Consider the following 18,948-nt stretch of genomic DNA (forward strand, 5'->3'; position numbering starts at 1 on the left):
CGCATATAGCTTTACATAGGGCTTATAGCTTGTCAGTTCATTTTTTAACAATCTGAGGCTAGCGCCATAACCACCAGGAGGTCATATAAAAGCACAAAACAGTGTATTTTAGTACGACCTACAATAATCTTCTTTTCAAACCCTGCATTTTTCAATACTCTTCAAGAACAATCTGAGCTTTCCCCATCAAAACGAGAATAATAATGAAGGATTATTTGATTATCGGCGGCGGCCATAACGGTCTGGTCTGCGCCTGCTATTTGGCTAAAGCGGGAAAAAAAGTAACGATACTTGAGCGCCGATCAATTGTTGGCGGTGCTGCAGTTACCGAAGAATTTCACCCAGGATTCCGTAACTCTGTAGCAAGCTATACTGTTAGCCTGTTAAATCCGAAAATCATCAAAGACCTCCATCTGCATGCGCACGGCCTGGAAATCAAGTTGCGGCCGCAATCAAACTTTTTTCCACTTTCGAATAGAGAAAGCCTCTCCTTCCACAAGAATCTCGCAGATACACAGGCAGAAGTTGCGCGCTTCTCGGAAAGGGACGCGGCCACCTTACCTGACTTTTATGCCATGCTGGAAACTGTAGCGGATATTTTGCGCGAGGAATTGTTGCGCTCGCCCCCCAATGTAGGGGGTGGTCTTGCAGATCTAATCCGCGCTGGCGGTTTTGGCCTGAGAGCTAAAAAACTGAGTATGGCATCGCGCCGTGATGCACTGGACCTATTCACCAAAAGCGCCACCAGTGTACTGGATGCCTGGTTTGAAAATGACCACGTCAAGGCCGCATTTGCATTCGACGCTATCGTGGGCAACTATGCCGCACCCAGCACTCCCGGCTCAGCCTATGTCTTGCTACACCATGTGTTTGGCGAAGTAAACGGTGAGAAAGGTGCCTGGGGGCATGCAATGGGTGGTATGGGTGCTATTACCCAAGCCATGCATAAGGAGGCCGAGCGCCTTGGTGTCACTACTCGCACAAATACCGAAGTTAGAGAGGTCTTGGTTAATAGCGGCCGCGTCACAGGGGTGCAGCTAAGCAATGGGGAGATAGTTACTGCCGATAAAGTGATCGCCAACATTGGCCCCAAACTGCTCTACTCCCAAATGATTGACGAGCAACACCTGAAACCCGAATTTCATCGTCGTGTGCGCGGTTTTAGAGTGGGCTCCGGCACTTTTCGTATGAATGTAGCGCTGTCTGAACTACCCGACTTTACCTGCAAACCCGGAACTCATTTGCAGCCACACCATCAGTCTGGAATTGTCATTGGTCCCAATATGAATTACTTGGAGCAGGCCTATGTGGACGCAAGGCAATACGGCTGGTCTAAGCAGCCCATTGTAGAAATATTGATCCCCTCCACCGTCGATTCCACTCTAGCTCCCAAAGGCCAACATGTCGCTAGCCTATTCTGTCAACAATTCGCGCCGGAGCTACCGGAGGGCAAGTGTTGGGATGACTATCGCGAGCAGGCAGCGCAAACTGTTATCGATACTGTCACAAACTATGCTCCCAATTTTCGCAACGCTATCATCGCGCAGCAAATTCATTCACCTTTAGATTTAGAGCGCAAGTTTGGCTTGATCGGAGGCGATATTTTTCATGGCGCCCTAAGCTTGGACCAGCTATGGAGCAATCGCCCCTTTATGGGCTTTGCGAATTACCGCACGCCGATTCAAGACCTGTATCTCTGTGGTTCGGGCAGCCATCCGGGTGGAGGGGTCACCGGTGTACCTGGTCATAATGCTGCAATGGAGATTTTGAGAAATCAATAAAACAGCCAGAGAAATAAGAGCTTTAGGTGTCGTATTCCACCGCTAAATTATAGCTTATTGAAAATTCGTGTGTAGCCGTTAGAAAAAGTAAATACCCTCCGCAAAACCGGAGGATATTTACTCCCATATTGTCAACATAAGTGCCGTACTTGGTACACCCCTCAATAGCTAGTGGTTCACGCGGTTAATACTATAACGATTAATTTTCCCACCCGGCCTCGCTTAGGCTCCTACATTATTTTGAAGAGGGCTAGGCATTAGCCTAGCACACACGTATTAATCGGTAGCAGTTCGTCTAGGGCGTAGGCTGTCTACTGGAGGGACTTGCTGGATCGGAGCATTAATTATACTTGAAAATAGGCCCTAACAGCATTCCAGTCAGGGTATTTATTTGAACCAAAATGTAATAGCTCTCCTTCAAACTCACTTTGGCAGCGACCAGTGATATTGTCGTCGATTAGGAACTCTCCTTTTAACAAGCTTTTATTTGGACTAATAATTAACCTGTTAACCATCTCCATCCCTAAGTGATTACCCACCCAAACTCTTTTTTCGGTATAACATAAAGGATTCTTGACCGATGGCGCCGTAAGAATATAGGGCTCATACTGCTCTGATGCGAGCAGAGCGTTAACAGCTCCGATCAACGGCGATAGGTTTGCAAAAAAACCATATTGTGACTGAGGGAATTTTATCGATGGATTTCTTTCCAGCTCTCTCTTTGACGCCCCTGAAAAATCACAAAGCACATCATCCATATCTATATATACAATCATACCTTTCCTAATCCGTACAACACCCAATCTGTGTTTTATACCTATACTTTAATCCTGCTCAAAACCTCATAAAGGGAGATGATTTGACTCCTCCACTATGTGCCCCCCCCTCTAACCCGATAAAGGTCTAATATTTTCGAACACCTCGCTAAGATAGTAAAACTAGCAAGTGAGGTAAAGTATGACAACCAAAGATACACGCCGTAACTCTTATCTCTGGGTGAGGATGTTCGATTTCTAAGGCCGCAGAAGCTATAGGAATCCGTGCCAGCAAACTGTGATAGTGGGCAAAGGTGCTGGAGGCGGGATAAATCTGGATATTGGCGAGCACGCTAAATTATAGCTGAACCTATACGCAATAAGGAATACACCCAGCATCTATACCTGCTGACTGTCTTTATCAACTTATAATCGAGAAAATAACCCGCTGCCCCAGGTGCCGCACGCCTAAAATCTAAGCAGTATAGATTTTAGGCAATTAAACCATAGGAAGAAGCATTCAAGATCCTGTACTCAGATCAAAAATAAGCTTTCTTCATATGGTATTTTGTTAGAAGCAGAGCTTCATTTATTAACGCTACCCCGAGAATACTACGGCTAACCCTCACCCCTCAACAAACCGCTCGATCGTACCAACTAAACACCTGGGAGTATGTGTTTCTTGCACTAAATCAATAGGAGTGACGGCAAAATCAAGATTTGTGAAATTAGATTTTAATCTCTTCATACTGCGTGATACCTTATGCGCCATCATAGTGACCCAGATACGAAGGCTGTATTTACATACAGTATACGGTTGTGTAAGGCAAGAAATGAATATTTCCCTAGAGGTTGTGCAAGAGCTGGCTCCAGACCAGGCATCTTTGAATGCAGCCAAAAAACTGTTGAAACCCGCTAAGTGGCCTCTGCGCGGTAAAGCAGCTTCTGTAAATTGCATATGGGGGCAGTGCCAAGGATCGGGGGCTAACCCCTACTACATCATGGCCGATACGGTGGATCATGGTTACAAATGCACCTGCCCTTCACGCAAGTTCCCCTGTAAACATGTTCTGGCCCTGTTGTGGCAATTTGCCGATGGTCCAGATGATTTTGCTGAGGGCGAAACACCGGAATGGGTCGTAGAATGGCTGGGGCGGCGGCGCAAAACTAAGACTGAAGCGCAAACTGACACAAAAGCCACCACCGGCAAAAGTCTTCACGGCATTCCTGAGGAGGCCCCAGAAAGCGCGGAAGAGCGAGAGAAAAAGGAGGCGGCCAAGGCCAAGCGGGCAGCGCAAACACGAGCCAAAACCCACAAGAGCATCGCGGTGGGGTTGAGTGAATTTCGGCAGTGGGCGGAGGATCAGCTGCGCACCGGTATGGTGGGGTTTCTCAAAGAGCTGCGCTCGCGCTGCCGCTATATTTCCTCGCGTTTAGTGGATGCCAAAGCTGCGGGGCTGGCATCCAGGATTGATGAACTACCAGCCAAGACCCTGGGACTTGCGCCACAGAAGCAGGCTGAAGTCGTTTTCAAGGAGCTGGGGCAATTAATATTGCTCTGCAACGCCTGGCTCACCGATGAGGAAGACGTGGATGCTCGCAGGGCTATTGCCGTTACCGAGAACCGCGATCAGATACTGGGAAACCCCGCCAGCCTGCGACAAACTGGCATCTGGCAGAATATCGGGGAGAAGGTGAGCACCCGCCGCGATGGCCTGGTGAGCCATGCCTCCTGGCTACTCAAGCTCGACAGCGACACCTCCGTTTTTGCTCTGCTGTTGGATCACTACCCCGCTTCTGCGGGGCGCCGCGAGGTGGGGATTGGAGTCGGCGCCTGTATTGAGGGAGAGCTGGCTTTTTATCCCAGCCGCACCCCCATAAGAGCTTTCCCTGTTGGGTTTAAGATCGCACAGGATGATGTGAATAAAATCTGGCCAGCCCAGCAGGAGAGTGTGCTCTCTCGCTATCAAAAGCAACTTTCTCTGCTGCCCTGGGTCGAGCAGATACCACATATTCTTGAAGGTGGCCGCCTACTGCGCTGCACCAATGGCAACTATTGGTGGCGCTGTTCTACTGGGCAGCAAACACTGCCGCTCAACAATGAACAAATTCCCGCCCTACTACTGGGCTCAAAGCTACAGGCGGCATTTATTTTATGGGACGGAAGCAGTGCTGAACTCTATAGCGCACGCACCGAAGAGTGGGGGACCATCGCATGCTAACGCCTGAGCAAATCCAGGAAGAACAGTTATTATTGGAACGCCTGCAACAGCGCTGGATGGTGGGTTCTGACTTACCCATAGAACTGGATGCCCTACCCGCATCCTGGCACCCGCTGTTTGAAGACTTGGCAGAAGAGCATTTTGCCTTAGCGGCAATAGCCCTTCTCAGCCAGCACCAAAGTGCTCTCTATCAACCCCAGACTGCGGAGGAGTTGCGCGACTTTCCGCTGCTACCCGAGCTGAATAAGCCCGTGCTGCCCTACCCAATGCGCGCCCATTTTCGACGAGTCAGCGGCAGTCTTCAGTCTCACTCTACGGAGCAAATCGGCTTGCTGCTGCAATTGATGCTACAGCGAGGCTATATTGCCCACCCTGCCGACTGGCTTCCATCGAGCAGCGACGAGGGCTTGCCGGGAGTATATCTACCCTGGTCACAATGGGTCGCCAATGAGCAGAGTGCTATTGATGAGAAGGAAGCGCTAACAGAGGAAAATTGGGATGACTGGTACCCCGCCAGTCGCCTGGTAAAGCTTCGGGAGATGCGCTTCAGCAATCCCGCCGCCGCACTAGCGCTGATCCAGACCTGCGCCGCAGGTGAACCCGCCGAAAAACGCTTAAGAATAGTGCAAGTTCTAACTATTCGGCTGAGCGAAGCGGATACGGAATACCTGCAATCCCTACTTAAAGATCGCTCACAAAAAGTAGTGCGCCTCGCCAGTCAGTATTTGTCCCGATTGGGGCAGGCGCCGGAGCTTGAAGGCAATGCGCAGACGGTATCTTCTGCACAAGAGTTAGCTGAATTTTACGAGTTAAAAAACAAGGGGCTGGTAAACAAGCAACCACAGCTATTGCCGCGCAAACTCAAAAGTAAGAAGCAGCAAGCTATCCGCTCAGAACTCCTGCAAAAGATCCCCCTGCACAGCTTTGCCGAGGTACTGGATATCACTGTGGCCGATTTGGCCGGAGCCTGGCAATTTGACACAAATCGCGATTATGACAACCACAGTTTTGTCACCAGTGCGGTAGACAGCCTACCGGATGAGGCCATTGCTTTATTAGTCGGCAATATTGAGGGCTATCTCGATACGGGAGAGGCCGGTATGCCCCTTCTGCACAGTCTATTACCGCGCCTGGAACAATCCCGCCGCGCCGAATTGGTGTTCGGATTGCTGCAACATAAAAAGGCCAAGGTGGACTTTCAGGATTTGCTCCAATTTTTGCCCGAGCCTCTAACAGAACTCTCCTGGGATGGATTGAAAAAGACTTCACCCTGGAAAGCGCTGCTGAAGCTTGTTGCCGAAGAATTAAATGAGAATGGCTATCTACAGTCTATTTATATCCAGCGAGAGCTAACGGCGCTGGGTTTGATGTTGCCTAGGGAAACGACTCAACCACTACTGGAAACACTGTTTAAGCAGGGTGTACTACAAGCCGACCCGGCAACCGACTGCCTCCGATTTAACCGTGGACTTGCGAGCGTGGATGAGCGCTAGCTCACACACCCAGCAACGATTTTATTTTAAGACCGATAGATATCCGGCTGAACTCGTAAAGAAAATCCATGAGCTCCCGGATAGGTAAAACAAAAGGATTCCCCCATGAGTGACGTACTTCGTCAACCCGCTGAAATTACCTACCAGTCAGAACTGGATGCCCTGAAAGCCGAAGACGCGGGTAAAAAGCCAGAGAACTGGAGCCTATCGCCCCAGGCCGTGGTGAAATACCTGATGGGAGGCACAACAGCCGATGGTGTGGAGATCAGTGCAAAATATATCGGCAACCGCCGCCTGATTGAAACGGCCGTTGCCACCCTCGCCACCGATCGCGCACTGCTGTTACTCGGCGTGCCGGGCACGGCAAAATCCTGGGTATCCGAACACCTGTCTGCGGCTATCTGCGGCAATAGCACCCGGGTTATCCAGTGTACAGCGGGCACCGACGAGAACCAGATTCGCTATGGCTGGAACTACGCACAGTTACTGGCAAATGGCCCCAGCAAAGAGGCTTTGGTACCAACTCCCCTGTTCCGCGCTATGGAGCAGGGCACCTTGTGTCGCCTGGAAGAGCTGACCCGTATGGGTTCTGATGTTCAGGACACTTTAATTACCGTCCTCTCAGAGAAGATGTTACCGATCCCCGAGCTAAACGATGCAGTTTATGCCCAGCGCGGCTTTAATGTTATTGCTACTGCCAATAATCGCGATAAGGGGGTAAATGAACTCTCCTCCGCACTGAAGCGCCGCTTCAATGTCGTGGTGCTGCCACTGCCCGATGATATGAAAGAAGAAGTGAGCATTATTTCTCGCCGCGTAGCAGAGATGGGTGAAAATCTGGAATTGCCGGTACCCGCCAATGCCAGCGAGGAGATCGAGAAAATAGTAACCATTTTCCGCGAGTTGCGCGGCGGTGAAACACTCGATGGAAAAATCACCCTGAAAACCCCTTCCGGCAACCTGTCTACCGCCGAGGCGATCGCCGTAATGGTGGGCGGTTTGAGCCAGGCCAACTGGTTTGGCAATGGCAAATTCAGTGCAGAAGAACTCTCCAGCAATTTGGTGGGGGCCATTGTCAAGGACCCCGTACAGGATAAAGCGGTACTGGAAGAGTATTTGGAAACGGTGCTGAAAAAGCGCCGCGACTTTGCCGGTTACTACCACACCATGAACGAAGTACTGTAAGGGATATCCCGTGTCCAAGGTGGATTGTCATTATTTTGGTATTCGGCACCACGGGCCAGGTTCGGCGCGGCGGCTTGTCGCCGCGCTGGATCAGCTGAAACCAGAAAAAGTATTGATCGAAGGCCCGGCTGATTGCAGCGAACTACTGCCCCTGCTAGCCAGTGCACAAATGCACCCCCCGGTAGCACTACTGGGCTATGCCGCAGAGTCACCCGCCTCCAGTCTCTACTACCCGTTCGTAGAGTACTCCCCGGAGTACCAGGCCTGCCTATGGGCCGTACAACAGGGAGTAGAAGTTAAATTTATTGATCTACCCCTCAATATCCAGCTGGCACAACTGCTGCACCCTGAACCCCAGGACGCAGAGGGAGAGCCGAGCGAAGCCGAAGCAGCCCCCCCAGCGACCGCAAACCCGCCGGAACCGAGCACCGACACTTCCGACCCTATCGGTCTGTTAGCCAGGCTGGCGGGCTACAAAGATGGTGAGGCCTGGTGGAATGATCTGATCGAGCAGAACCGCGACGACAGCGCGGAAATATTTGCCAGAGTAGAGTCAGCCATGACTGCGCTGCGCCGGGAGATGAGCGAAACAACTCCCCTGTCGCCAAGGGACCTCGTGCGTGAAGCCTATATGCGCCTGGAAATCGCCAAAGAAAAGAAAGGGGTGGAAGGTGAGATTGCCGTCGTCTGCGGGGCCTGGCATGTCCCGGCATTTCGCCAAAAGCACACCGCCAAAGATGATCGCGCACTGATTAAACAGCTGCCGGCAAAACTGCCCAAAAGCAAAGTGAAAACCACCTGGATACCCTGGACATCCCCCAGATTGGCGATGGCTTCCGGTTATGGTGCCGGGGTTGCCGCACCCATGTGGTATCAGCACCTTTGGCGCGAGGGCAGCGGCGAACAGTGGCTGGAGCTTTGGTTTGGCCACCTGGTAAGAGCACTGCGCCACAGCGGGCAGGTGGTTTCCACCGCTTCTGTTATTGAGGCAGTGCGCCTGAGCCACAGTTTAGCGGCGGTAAGAAATCGCCCCGCTCCCGGATTTGAAGAAATTATTGAGGCCGCCATAGCCTGTCTGTGTTTTGGTGAGCGCCTTATCTGGCAGCAAATAGAAAGAGAGTTGTTGCTGGGCCAGGAGGTCGGGGCCATTCCCGAAGACGCGCCGCTGGTGCCGCTGCTGGAGGATCTACAGCGCTGGCAGAAAAAGACCAAGCTGAAGCCCACCGCCCTGGATAAAGAAGTTTCCCTGGATTTACGCAGTGAAATCGGCCTGAATAAATCTACCTTACTGCACCGCCTCGCCGTACTTGAAGTGCCCTGGGGCAAACCCTCCCATACCGGTAAAAGCCGCGGCACTTTCCGGGAAAACTGGATACTCAGCTGGCAGCCGGAATACGCAGTAAAACTGGTGGAAAACCTAGTTTACGGCTCCACCATTGAGCAGGCGGCCAACAATAAATTAATCGAGGCGATTGCCGCTGAAGACAATTTGGGCAAGTTGGCCGAAGTGGTTTTACTGTCCCTTGAATCTCAGTTACACCGGGCTTCTGAAGCGGGCCTCAAGCAATTGGCCGCGCGGGCAGCCCTGGCCAGTGATGGTATCGAACTTCTCGACAGCCTACCGGCCCTGATTCAAGTGCAGCGTTACGGTACAGCGCGAGAATTAGCTCTGGAGCAAGTCGCCGGCCTGGTAGAGCGCCTGACCATGCAATCCGCCCTGGCCCTCCCCTACGCCTGCCGCAATCTCAATGACGAAGAGTCCCTGCGACTGCGCAATAGCATCCACAGCGCTCACCAGGCACTGCAACTGGCAGAGCTGAGTGACGAAGTGATGGCGGACTGGTGGCAGGCTTTTGAGCAGCTGGTCGATAGCCCGCTGTCGAGCTTGCAGGTCAGCGGCCTGTGTACACGCCTGCTCTATCAGGCTGAGCGCATTGATGGACACAGGTTGCAGCAATTGCTGGAAAAAGCTCTATCCCCAGCCGTGCCCGCCGCTGACGCAGCGCGATTCTTCGAAGGTTTCTTTGCCGAGGCAATTGAGCGCCTACTCTACGACCCAGTATTGATGACAGCGGTACAGCGTTGGTTACTGCACCTGGATGAAGAGGCATTCACCCAATATTTGCCCCTGTTCCGACGCGTATTCTCCAGCCTCGATGCCATGGAGCGCCGGCGTATGATGGAACTGGTACTGGGCGCCCGTTCCAACCACTCGGTCCCCAAGACCATCAACCCCGACGTATTACCGCAGTGGTCAGAACACCTATTGCGCATTGGCAAATTAATTCATAAGGACAAGACATGGGCGCAGTAAACGAAGTGTCTGACAAGCAGCAACCCGATGAGGTAGGCAGCGACAACAGCGCAGAAAAAGAACGCCGCTGGCGCCTGGTGCTGGGGGCTGATGAAGACAACTCCGGGCTATCAGAGCGCGATACGCGCCTATCCCAGGCTCTGAGCGCACTCTATGGCAGCGGAGACAACGAAACCGGCAAGAAGGGCCGAGGCGGATTATCGCGCTCTTCACCACAGGTATCCCGCTGGCTGGGCGATATCCGCGAGTTCTTTCCAACGTCAGTAGTACAGGTTGTCCAACGGGATGCATTTGAACGCCTCGGCCTCAAGCAAATGCTGATGGAGCCCGAGTTCCTTTCCGCCATTGAAGCAGATGTTCACCTGGTTGCAGACCTGGTCAGCCTGCGCTCCGTGATGCCGGAAAAAACCATTGAAACGGCTCGCCAAGTTATCAAAAAAGTGGTCGATGAACTGATGGAGCGCTTAGAGCGAAAGACCACAGAGGCGGTTAGAGGGGCAGTGAATAAATCAAAACGCAGTTTCAGACCGCGTTTTGCCGATATCGACTGGCACAGAACTATTCAGCAAAACCTCAGGCACTACCAGCACGACTACCGCACCGTGGTGCCGGAGAAGCTAATTGGCTTTATGCGGCAGAGCCGCCGCCTCGCCGATTTGGATGAAGTCATTCTGTGTGTCGACCAATCCGGCTCCATGGCCACCTCCGTGGTATACAGCTCTATCTTTGCCGCTGTCATGGCTTCAATACCGGCAGTGAAAACCAAGTTGATCTGCTTTGACACTGCAATTGTCGACCTTACCGAGGACCTGGAAGACCCAGTCAGCGTCCTATTTGGCGTGCAGCTGGGGGGCGGTACCGATATCAACCAGGCAGTGGCTTATTGTGAGGACAAAATTGAACGTCCAGGCAAAACCCACTTAATCCTGATTACCGACCTGTATGAAGGGGGAAATGCCGAAGAATTAAAAGCACGGGTTGCCAACCTGGTTCGCCAGGATGTGAATGTAATTACATTACTCGCACTCAGTGATGATGGGCGCCCATCCTATGACCAGTCATTGGCAGAGGAATTTGCTGCAATAGGCTCACCGGTTTTCGCCTGCACTCCAGACCAATTCCCGGACCTGATGGCAACAGCACTGCGCCGTGAGGATGTGCTCAGTTGGGCAGCCGACCAGGATATTAAGGCGGTTCGCCCAAAGGAATAGATCCTTCTCCTCTGATGAATGGGGGTAAGTGCAGGTACTTACTCCCTCTCACTTACACCCATATCGGAGTATTCCAACAAAAACTCAACCTCAAGCGCACCTTAAAAAGGCCTTTAAAGATTCACTCAACCCAGCAAAATTGATGTAGCGGCTTGTCCCGAGCTAAAAGCGCAGAGTGTGCAAATTATGCCATTGTCAAGTTTCTCTTAATCTCACACCGCCAAATAGCAAGAATATAGCTATTGCGTACTTTTAAACTAGCAACACATTTATCTCAACTTCAGCGTTTGACGCGCAACAACACAAAAATCCTTATTTAAAATCCCCGTCTAACCTCAGAGCACTCAGTGATTGAGTTGTTTCTGTTTAGCTATATACAATAAGTCCACTTTACCAAAGCATTTATACCTAAACTGAAGGTTGATTGGGCAAACCTATTACCTGCCCGCCTATACAATAAAAATAAAAGCTCTCAAGCTAATTTTCACTCAAGGATTACAGAAATGTTTAACTTATCCAGAAAAGAAATGATTTTAGGTGTCGCAATACCCATCACTGCCGCTATCATTGCTGCCATTATAGGATTAATGGGCAATCAAGAACGGGATAAGAAGCCAGCCAAACTAACTTTAGAAAAGATTTTCATTGCTAATAACAGCACACCCGAGAACTTGTTTGGCCAATGGGAAATAACCAATATAGCAGCCGAAGACCTAGGTGGAGAGTATCACCGTGAACTGGTGGAAAGTGACTGGGGTGAAATGGAGATAAAAGACTCTGGTATCTACATATTAAACCCAGAACTGTTCAAAGCGGAGTTCCTCAAATCTAACCACAGCTATATTCACTGGGAGTTCAAGTCTGGAACCATTGCAGACGAAATAGAATTCACCGGTTACAGAGACGATATTAGTGAAGCAACAAAATCCCATCTAAAGCAAAGCTCATTTTACCAAACCTACCAAAGGCAAGTAAAAGGTACTGAATACTTCAACTGGAGACTTTTACTCACCGAGTATTTAAACTCAAAAATCGATACAAAACCCACCCTCAGGATAACCATTAGAAACACCGGGGAGCAACCCGCCACCGCTTACGGGATTACCTCTAAAAATATATTTATGAGCGGTGGGGAAGCCGGCGCCGGTGGCTCAAGGTTAGAGGTTGCCAACTTAGAGACAGATATCCCATTGTACTGGGACAGAGATACCCGGTTAGATTTCGCTCAACCAATAGTGATAGATCCTACGGAAACCGCAATGCTACAAGTCAACCCTATAGTGGAGGATGCAGCAAGGGGAGATGGTGATGGAACTCTGACCTATCAACTTTCGCTACAATATTTCAATGGCGAAGAGAACACAGAGAAAAGCATCGGGATTTTTGCACAGAGTGATGGACAAGGCTTCGAGGAATATTGATCACACTGAGCACACCACACCATCAGATTTCGACAGCCCGCAGCAGGCACAATGGTTAACCTCCATGCCGACTGTAAAACTCTGTGATCAGCGCCGAATCGCACCTAAAAGCCTACCCTTCAGCCAGATCACGAGTTGCTGGCCCGCTGTAGCGCATCAAAAACACCCTCCCCCACCATACGAGCCAACTGTACCGGCACCGCATTGCCCAACTGTCGCATCGCCTCACTCCATGCGCCGGTTATCTCGTATTCATCAGGAAAGGTTTGTATTCGGGCACTTTCCCTTACTGTGAAATAGCGCACCGCCCCATTCTCAAATCGAATCATATTTTCCCCACCAGGAACACCATGGACTCCGGCTTTCAGAGTCTTCGAAGGAGCATCAATATAGCTGCCAGTGTGCCCCGGATATACCCGAGCCCCTTCCTTGAATACATGATTTAAATATTTACCCCTTCCCTCCTTTAAATACGGCTTGGGCAAATCGTATATAGCGTCTCGTACCGTGCGCCAAGGCTTGGTACTAGGAGGTGACTCTCCATATCTCTTTATCAGACTGACCCTCTTACACTGCTCGCGATCAGACAACAGCGGCGGACTGACCTTATGACGATTCCAATAATCTAAGGAAACCATTTGATCCCACAGCAACCGATCCTGGGTATGTGTTGCCTCAGGAAATGACCACTCAACTCCGAGATCCTTTCTAAACCCAACAATTACAACTCGCTCCCTTTTTTGTGGCACACCAAAGTCTGCTGAATTTAGCAGACGAAAGGCAACATTGTACTCGGAAGAGGATTTGTGACCTTCCGTATGTAACCTTTCCAGCCTTGCAAGATGGCATTGCCAGCTCTCCACTGACTCTCTCACAATATTTGGATACTGCAGCTGTAACAAAATATACTCAAAATACTCAGAAAAAGACTTTCCCAATAAACCTTTTACATTTTCTAAAATAAATGATTTTGGTCTAAGCTCTCGAATTGCACGCACCGCTTCGGGAAACATATCTCTATCATCATTGTAAGCTGAATGCTTTCCCCCTAGCGAAAATGGCTGGCATGGTGGACCGCCAGAAACCAGATCAACAGCATCGTATACGCTGTAATCACAGGTGCGAATATCAGCCTCAACAACTTCACACTCAGCTCCCATAAGTCGATTACCAATCAACGTGGCACAGGCACCGCTATTGCGTTCAAACGCAGCCAGAGTATTAAATCCTGCTTGATGTAAACCAACCCCCAAACCTCCAGCACCCGCAAAAAGCTCTATTGACCTCAGTGACATACCGCTCACTCTTAAACCTAAAACCTGTAAGAAACATCCCGCAACAACCCTTTAGACCCAACAACCTATGGGTATAAAGCTCGGCAATGATAAATGAAAAAGCCGACAAGATGTCGGCTTTTTTGAGGTTAGCTAAATAATCAGAAAGTTACTATGAGACATCCGGAACTGTTAAACTATAAGTACCTCCCCGGCAAAGCCAGAGATCCTCTCTTTTGGGCTAGAGCTCCTCACATAAGCTTAATATGAAATCATTCATGGCAGCACTCCCTAACCTGCAAAGAATACTCCAGACAATAACCCACCACAGAACCAATCGAAATAAAACCTTTAATTACTTAAATGACATCCTAGAAAAAATAAGAATTTATAGATCTCTCCAACACTTTAATAAATAAAGCCAATAAATTCGATTAGCTTATGAGAACTTTCTCCCCTAGAAAAATGGCGTTAGTTAGCCTCCAACTTATAATTAGCAAGTTGTAAACATGTACAGAAGTACTATATTGTGCATCCACACAAAATTAAGTGTGGAATATAAAATGATCGCACCGCTACTAAACACCCATTAACTTAAATGGACTAGATATGAACAAGGCTCATATTTTTCTTTCACTGGTAGTGTTCTCAGGAGTGTCACATGCAGATACCCTTTACAATTTTGTTGAGACAGATCAAACCGCAAGCTTTATAAGCGGGCATAATGTTGCCAAGCAACCAGAAGTCGATGAGACTGCTGTAAAGAAGCAATATACATTAATGGAGCGCACTTCATCTTTAAGCGCCATTGCAGTCACTCCAGACGGCAAGCAATATGTAGCAGGAATAGATAAAACAGCACTTGCTCTACTAGAGCAAGCAATAGGAACTATTGAGTCACACGGCTTAGATTCAAGAATTTTTTCATCCAAAGGGCAGTTGCCCACTATAATCCCCAGTGAGCAACTACTAACACCCTCAGTTGTAATAGGCACTGACGATAGAGTTCAAATCACTAATACGGTGCAAAATCCCCACTGGTATAATGGCCGTATTGATGTGGGGTGTACCGGTACGTTAATTTCAGAAAAGCATGTATTAACCGCTGGACATTGCGTTTCTGATGGTTCCGGAAACTGGTATAGCTCCCTTGATTTTACAGTGGCTCAATCTGGCAGCTATGAACCCTGGGGAAGTGAAAACTGGTCAACCGCCGTAACCACTACAGCCTGGCATAATAATGCAGATACCAATTATGACTACGCGCTTATTGTATTAGCGGAAGCACCTCATAATGGACATTCCGGGTGGGGCGTCTATTCAGATGGTACTCATAGTGTTACTGGATACCCAGGAGATAAACCATCTGGCACCATGTGGACAGACTCAGGCAGCACAACTTCCAGCACCTATAGAGTGTGTTATACATTAGATACAGCTGGCGGCCAAAGTGGTAGCGGGATTAAAGACACTGCTGGCTATGTTCGTGGAATCCATACAACAGGGTCACCCTCACAGAATTGTGGAACACGTATGACCAGTACACTGTTTACTACTTTACAAGATTGGATTGAGAGTTACCCATAAAGTAAAACGCCTTGTTCAAACTTGGAAAAGGCGCCCTTTGGCGCCTTTTTAAAAACATGAAAAAAATTATTCCTTTAATCTTTTTTCTAAGTGCATGCGGTATAACGGCCAATGATGAATCCGAATGGCATCGGGTAATGGTAAGGGGCAGCCTAAAGACACCTGACCCCGTTTTACGCGAAGTACAACGCCTGGAAAAATTAGGGCAGGTAAGAGATGTCGTTATTTTAGAGTCCTATCCATTACAGATATGGTTTAGCTCTGATTTGGAGACTGTCGAAAAACTGAAGGCTCTATCAAAGCAAAATAGCTCCACACAATAACTATATCCCGGCTTTCCTAGCGCTAACTGATAAGTGGCAAAGGCAGCCACTCTTGACGACGCCCTCACCTCTTTATGTCTCCTAAACCAGCCGCCCATCAACCCACAATAACACTTCCCTTCAATACTTGAACAAAAATTCCAGGTAGAACCGGTAATGATTTTTACCATGAAACTGGATCTACCAATCTCGTATATGAACCACCTATAGCACTTACCCACACATAGAATTCACATTCTTACCTTGTACGGCTGGGCTCCATTAACTCTTACCATCAGAGAGTGCACTCCACCATCAACTAATTAATCGGCAAGGCCAGCCTGAACCCACCTGAAATCAATGGCCTTCCTATCAGTATAAACTTGGCACTTAAATGTTAGTTTAAAATCTGTTCTTGTCACAACAGCGACAGACTACTTTCAGTCCTATTGCACAGGGATTTTAGGTCTACAATTATCAAACTCTAAAAATAAAAAAACCGGCTTGGGGGCCGGCTCAAGAAAGGATGACCGCTGCATGGAAACCAAAGCAGCAGTGAATATATTAACCTCAAACACCAACACTGTCAATACATACACCTGTACATCTATACAGCTCATGTCGATTTGTGCGCCACTTCATGGTCCAACATACCTGCATAAGGCTGGCTTTGGAACTTTTAGCTAGGAGCGTGTGTATTCCCTCTCCATAAAATGTTACGCAGTTCTGAGGTAAAGGAAGTCAAGGTTTTTAAGCTCAGCAATTATATTAGGCACATTAAAATCTAATACTAGAGACTCAGCCTTTTCAGACTTATTTGACCTCTTCCAGAACAGTCGTACCACACCTAAAGAGCTATTACGCTTATAGGTGGTAAGTATCTAACTACGCTAAGGTGCTGTCCTTTCAGCTGCATCCTATTGATGTTAATGAACTGGGACAGCGAGATTTAACTTTTAGAAAATAAGACCACATCACCGATAACACACCTACTATTTTCAGACGGCCGACTACCTCCTCCAAACAACAAAGTAGTTATTTTCCACACTCCCCATTGCCATAAGCATTACCCCATGATCAAATTTAGGCAGCGCCTGCAACTTCTCAACCAATTCAGGTAAACCTAGTGCATCATTAGATACTGCAATTCTTTTGTTTTTTTCAGAATCCATTATTATCCAATAAAGATCATCATTGAATGGACCCATATCGCCAGTTGTAATAGCAATTTCACTAATCTCCAACCATTTGATCCCCTCTTTCTGGCGGTCAGGAATAATTTTTCTTATCTCTTCAGAATCAAACTCTATATACCCCTGACGCAGCTCAGCCCTTCTTTTATGGAAATCTTCCAAGATGGGAGAAAATAGGAATACAATAAATAAAAATAAAGCTACCAACCCACACCAAAAAGCCTCAGGCCTATCAACCATAAAGAACAGGATAGAGGCCGCCAAACAAAAAAGACCATACAGGGCATTCTTTAAACTATAAGAATATTTCATCTTTAGTCCCTAAAGCTAATGAACCTAAAAACAATCAAACTTCAGACTTGCCTTTAATTTTATTCAAAATAATTTGATATAAGACAAGATCATTAGCTATTTCAATAGCATCATCAGACTCTGGATCTAAAATATTTTGACGCTCGCATAAAAGCTCAATGGTTTTCTTTACAGAGTATCGAATAAGCCTTAATTCCTGTGCTCCAAACATTATTTCTCCGTTTGACTACAATATTTACCAATGTAAACAGCTATATTTCCAGCCTACCACTCAATTTTCTTCATCTATCACCAACCTTCAATATAAATGGTACACACTTACCCACTAAGGGGGTTGGTAGGTCCAAGTAATTTAACCCTACCTTAGAGTAAGAGTTGGCTTCAAACTTTATGTTACCAATAAAGCTTCCTGGCTGTTTGCCAACTTGTACTTATCTTGGAAAGAAATACAGACCTCTATTATGCAAATAAATTTGACAATCAGTGATAAAAGTTTGGCCCCCTATCTACTAAAAGCTTTCAGTACGTAATTACCACCTCCTTTAAAACTAGCATCCCAGCTCATGACCACAATCTTTTGCCTGTTTTTTGAGCTTTGGGTATCCAAGATTGTGGTTATACCCTTAGCAACATCAGAGCCCATACATATGGACCGAAAACCAGTGAAGTATCGAAGGAAACTCTAAGTGCAGGGCCTCAGATGGTCAATTTTTCAGCAGCTTGAACTCTAAAAATGACCAAATTCTAAAAATTTATGCCCAAATTTTAAAGTCAGCCAGTCTATACATCGATATATTTTCCAAGTTAGGGTTAGGAATGCATCAGTAAGAGTCTACTCCTGCCCCCTAGTTATACTGTCCCAAAGGAGGTCATTATGCCATTTAGTAAACCATGGAGAATATACTGCTCTGGAGACTTTTTTTATGGGTTTTCGGGAAGCAGAGCGAGGTTAATTCAACAATTAACTCAAAAAAAAATGAGAGATCTTGCTGATAAAGGCACGATCGCATGGCTTGATCAACTACTAACCGGAACCGCCGTAGACAAATGTCATTTCTTAAACGAAGACTTTAGTAATTTCTGTCGTAGTAAAGAGAAGTACAAGTGTGTTGTGCAAGACAATGTCAATCTAGAGCCACCACGAACAAATGATCAAACAACGGATAACAAAATATGGAGGCGGAAAAGTAAAGCCGGGATTGAGTTCTTAGTAAAACACAATCATTTCATTCATTTTGCAATAGACTATGATATCGATTGGAATGCTGTTATTTCCAAACCAGGGATTCCAGCAGAAGAAGCTAAATTCCCCTTTAAAAGAGAGCCAGTCTATCAGTTCAAAGCTGATGAGCTTAAGTATCGCGTTATTACATATGCAGAAATAAGATTTATCTTTCGAAATAGAAATGATAAAGATTTCATGAAACGAATACAGTTTTGGTATCAAGACAGCAGCGCCAATAATAGTGCATTCAGTCCCGAAGCACCTCCATGGGAAAGATACCCTGAAATATGGAAAAACTATAAACCAAAAAGTGAATCCTAATTGATCGGAAACTATTGAAAATCACCACTTAACCTATCCACTTAAATGCCATGCATTTAATCACATGAGTGCATGGCCCGTTACCACTGAAAATATCACGCCCATTAACCGCGCCAATTCTGTGGGTATTTAGCTCTTATTTACTGCAAGCAGACTCAAGTAATTTAGAAAATCTCTTAGACAATTTTTGAGTACCTAGTCAAAATTTCGAAAGAGTCTGAGTTTAGCTCCATTCAACAACAGATTCATGCATCTACTAACTGTAGACGACCTGAAAATCTATTTCCTATGGTCCGCAGTGAGGGGGAATTGATGGGAGCATCCCTCGATTTTCGAGCGACTGGAGAGATAG

General features: G+C 47.7%; 14 protein-coding genes. 10 read left to right on the top strand and 4 right to left on the bottom strand.

Annotated features, from left to right (window positions below; translation table 11 throughout):
• Positions 1 to 203 precede the first annotated feature (203 nt).
• Positions 204 to 1,781, top strand: coding sequence for a phytoene desaturase family protein (locus ACJJIF_RS07660; protein ID WP_444931633.1), 1,578 nt, complete (start codon positions 204 to 206; stop codon positions 1,779 to 1,781).
• A gap of 344 nt (positions 1,782 to 2,125) precedes the next feature.
• On the opposite strand, the gene ACJJIF_RS07665 is transcribed toward ACJJIF_RS07660, so the two are convergent.
• Positions 2,126 to 2,557 (bottom strand): 5' nucleotidase, NT5C type, encoded by a 432-nt coding sequence (locus tag ACJJIF_RS07665; RefSeq protein ID WP_444931634.1) that lies wholly within the window; start codon positions 2,555 to 2,557, stop codon positions 2,126 to 2,128.
• Between the two features lie 812 nt (positions 2,558 to 3,369).
• Between ACJJIF_RS07665 and ACJJIF_RS07670 the strand changes: the two genes are divergently transcribed.
• The 6 genes from ACJJIF_RS07670 (at position 3,370) to ACJJIF_RS07695 (ending at position 12,382) form a co-directional block, all read left to right on the top strand.
• On the top strand, positions 3,370 to 4,758 hold the full coding sequence (locus ACJJIF_RS07670) for an SWIM zinc finger family protein (RefSeq protein ID WP_444931635.1): 1,389 nt from the start codon (positions 3,370 to 3,372) through the stop codon (positions 4,756 to 4,758).
• Positions 4,752 to 6,251 (top strand): DUF5691 domain-containing protein, encoded by a 1,500-nt coding sequence (locus tag ACJJIF_RS07675; protein WP_444931636.1) that lies wholly within the window; start codon positions 4,752 to 4,754, stop codon positions 6,249 to 6,251. The genes ACJJIF_RS07670 and ACJJIF_RS07675 overlap by 7 nt, the downstream gene beginning before the upstream one ends.
• Before the next feature lie 105 nt (positions 6,252 to 6,356).
• A complete protein-coding gene (locus tag ACJJIF_RS07680) occupies positions 6,357 to 7,436 on the top strand; it encodes an ATP-binding protein (RefSeq protein WP_444931637.1) in 1,080 nt (359 codons plus the stop codon).
• A gap of 10 nt (positions 7,437 to 7,446) precedes the next feature.
• Positions 7,447 to 9,750, top strand: coding sequence for a DUF5682 family protein (locus ACJJIF_RS07685; protein WP_444931638.1), 2,304 nt, complete (start codon positions 7,447 to 7,449; stop codon positions 9,748 to 9,750).
• The gene (locus ACJJIF_RS07690) at positions 9,738 to 10,961 is read left to right on the top strand and encodes a VWA domain-containing protein (protein ID WP_444931639.1); all 1,224 of its coding nucleotides are present in this window, start codon (positions 9,738 to 9,740) and stop codon (positions 10,959 to 10,961) included. The genes ACJJIF_RS07685 and ACJJIF_RS07690 overlap by 13 nt, the downstream gene beginning before the upstream one ends.
• A 503-nt stretch (positions 10,962 to 11,464) precedes the next feature.
• On the top strand, positions 11,465 to 12,382 hold the full coding sequence (locus tag ACJJIF_RS07695) for a hypothetical protein (RefSeq protein WP_444931640.1): 918 nt from the start codon (positions 11,465 to 11,467) through the stop codon (positions 12,380 to 12,382).
• A 128-nt stretch (positions 12,383 to 12,510) separates the two neighbouring features.
• On the opposite strand, the gene ACJJIF_RS07700 is transcribed toward ACJJIF_RS07695, so the two are convergent.
• Complete coding sequence (locus tag ACJJIF_RS07700) at positions 12,511 to 13,677, bottom strand: DNA cytosine methyltransferase (protein ID WP_444931641.1); 1,167 nt, start codon at positions 13,675 to 13,677, stop codon at positions 12,511 to 12,513.
• A gap of 588 nt (positions 13,678 to 14,265) precedes the next feature.
• On the opposite strand from ACJJIF_RS07700, the gene ACJJIF_RS07705 reads away from it, so the two are divergent.
• The gene (locus ACJJIF_RS07705; protein ID WP_444931642.1) at positions 14,266 to 15,243 is read left to right on the top strand and encodes a trypsin-like serine peptidase; all 978 of its coding nucleotides are present in this window, start codon (positions 14,266 to 14,268) and stop codon (positions 15,241 to 15,243) included.
• Positions 15,244 to 15,254: 11 nt separating this feature from the next.
• Entirely contained in the window at positions 15,255 to 15,566 is a 312-nt protein-coding gene (locus ACJJIF_RS07710) for a hypothetical protein (RefSeq protein ID WP_444931643.1), read from the top strand.
• A 989-nt stretch (positions 15,567 to 16,555) separates the two neighbouring features.
• Here the strand turns inward: ACJJIF_RS07710 and ACJJIF_RS07715 are convergent.
• Both ACJJIF_RS07715 and ACJJIF_RS07720 read right to left on the bottom strand, forming a co-directional pair.
• Positions 16,556 to 17,050 carry a hypothetical protein gene (locus ACJJIF_RS07715; RefSeq protein ID WP_444931644.1) on the bottom strand — a complete coding sequence of 165 codons (495 nt, stop codon included), beginning with the start codon at positions 17,048 to 17,050 and terminating at the stop codon, positions 16,556 to 16,558.
• A 34-nt stretch (positions 17,051 to 17,084) separates the two neighbouring features.
• Entirely contained in the window at positions 17,085 to 17,261 is a 177-nt protein-coding gene (locus tag ACJJIF_RS07720) for a hypothetical protein (protein WP_444931645.1), read from the bottom strand.
• A gap of 663 nt (positions 17,262 to 17,924) precedes the next feature.
• Here ACJJIF_RS07720 and ACJJIF_RS07725 point away from each other — a divergent pair.
• Positions 17,925 to 18,596 (top strand): hypothetical protein, encoded by a 672-nt coding sequence (locus ACJJIF_RS07725; protein WP_444931646.1) that lies wholly within the window; start codon positions 17,925 to 17,927, stop codon positions 18,594 to 18,596.
• Positions 18,597 to 18,948: the final 352 nt, after the last annotated feature.

Source organism: Microbulbifer regidiadema (SeqCode) (assembly GCF_052467605.1).

Coding starts and splice junctions, on each gene's coding strand:
- ACJJIF_RS07660 (WP_444931633.1), top strand. CDS start 204: ATGAAGGATTATTTGATTATCGGCGGCGGCCATAACGGTCTGGTCTGC.
- ACJJIF_RS07665 (WP_444931634.1), bottom strand. CDS start 2,557: ATGATTGTATATATAGATATGGATGATGTGCTTTGTGATTTTTCAGGG.
- ACJJIF_RS07670 (WP_444931635.1), top strand. CDS start 3,370: ATGAATATTTCCCTAGAGGTTGTGCAAGAGCTGGCTCCAGACCAGGCA.
- ACJJIF_RS07675 (WP_444931636.1), top strand. CDS start 4,752: ATGCTAACGCCTGAGCAAATCCAGGAAGAACAGTTATTATTGGAACGC.
- ACJJIF_RS07680 (WP_444931637.1), top strand. CDS start 6,357: ATGAGTGACGTACTTCGTCAACCCGCTGAAATTACCTACCAGTCAGAA.
- ACJJIF_RS07690 (WP_444931639.1), top strand. CDS start 9,738: ATGGGCGCAGTAAACGAAGTGTCTGACAAGCAGCAACCCGATGAGGTA.
- ACJJIF_RS07695 (WP_444931640.1), top strand. CDS start 11,465: ATGTTTAACTTATCCAGAAAAGAAATGATTTTAGGTGTCGCAATACCC.
- ACJJIF_RS07700 (WP_444931641.1), bottom strand. CDS start 13,677: ATGTCACTGAGGTCAATAGAGCTTTTTGCGGGTGCTGGAGGTTTGGGG.
- ACJJIF_RS07705 (WP_444931642.1), top strand. CDS start 14,266: ATGAACAAGGCTCATATTTTTCTTTCACTGGTAGTGTTCTCAGGAGTG.
- ACJJIF_RS07715 (WP_444931644.1), bottom strand. CDS start 17,050: ATGAAATATTCTTATAGTTTAAAGAATGCCCTGTATGGTCTTTTTTGT.
- ACJJIF_RS07720 (WP_444931645.1), bottom strand. CDS start 17,261: ATGTTTGGAGCACAGGAATTAAGGCTTATTCGATACTCTGTAAAGAAA.
- ACJJIF_RS07725 (WP_444931646.1), top strand. CDS start 17,925: ATGCCATTTAGTAAACCATGGAGAATATACTGCTCTGGAGACTTTTTT.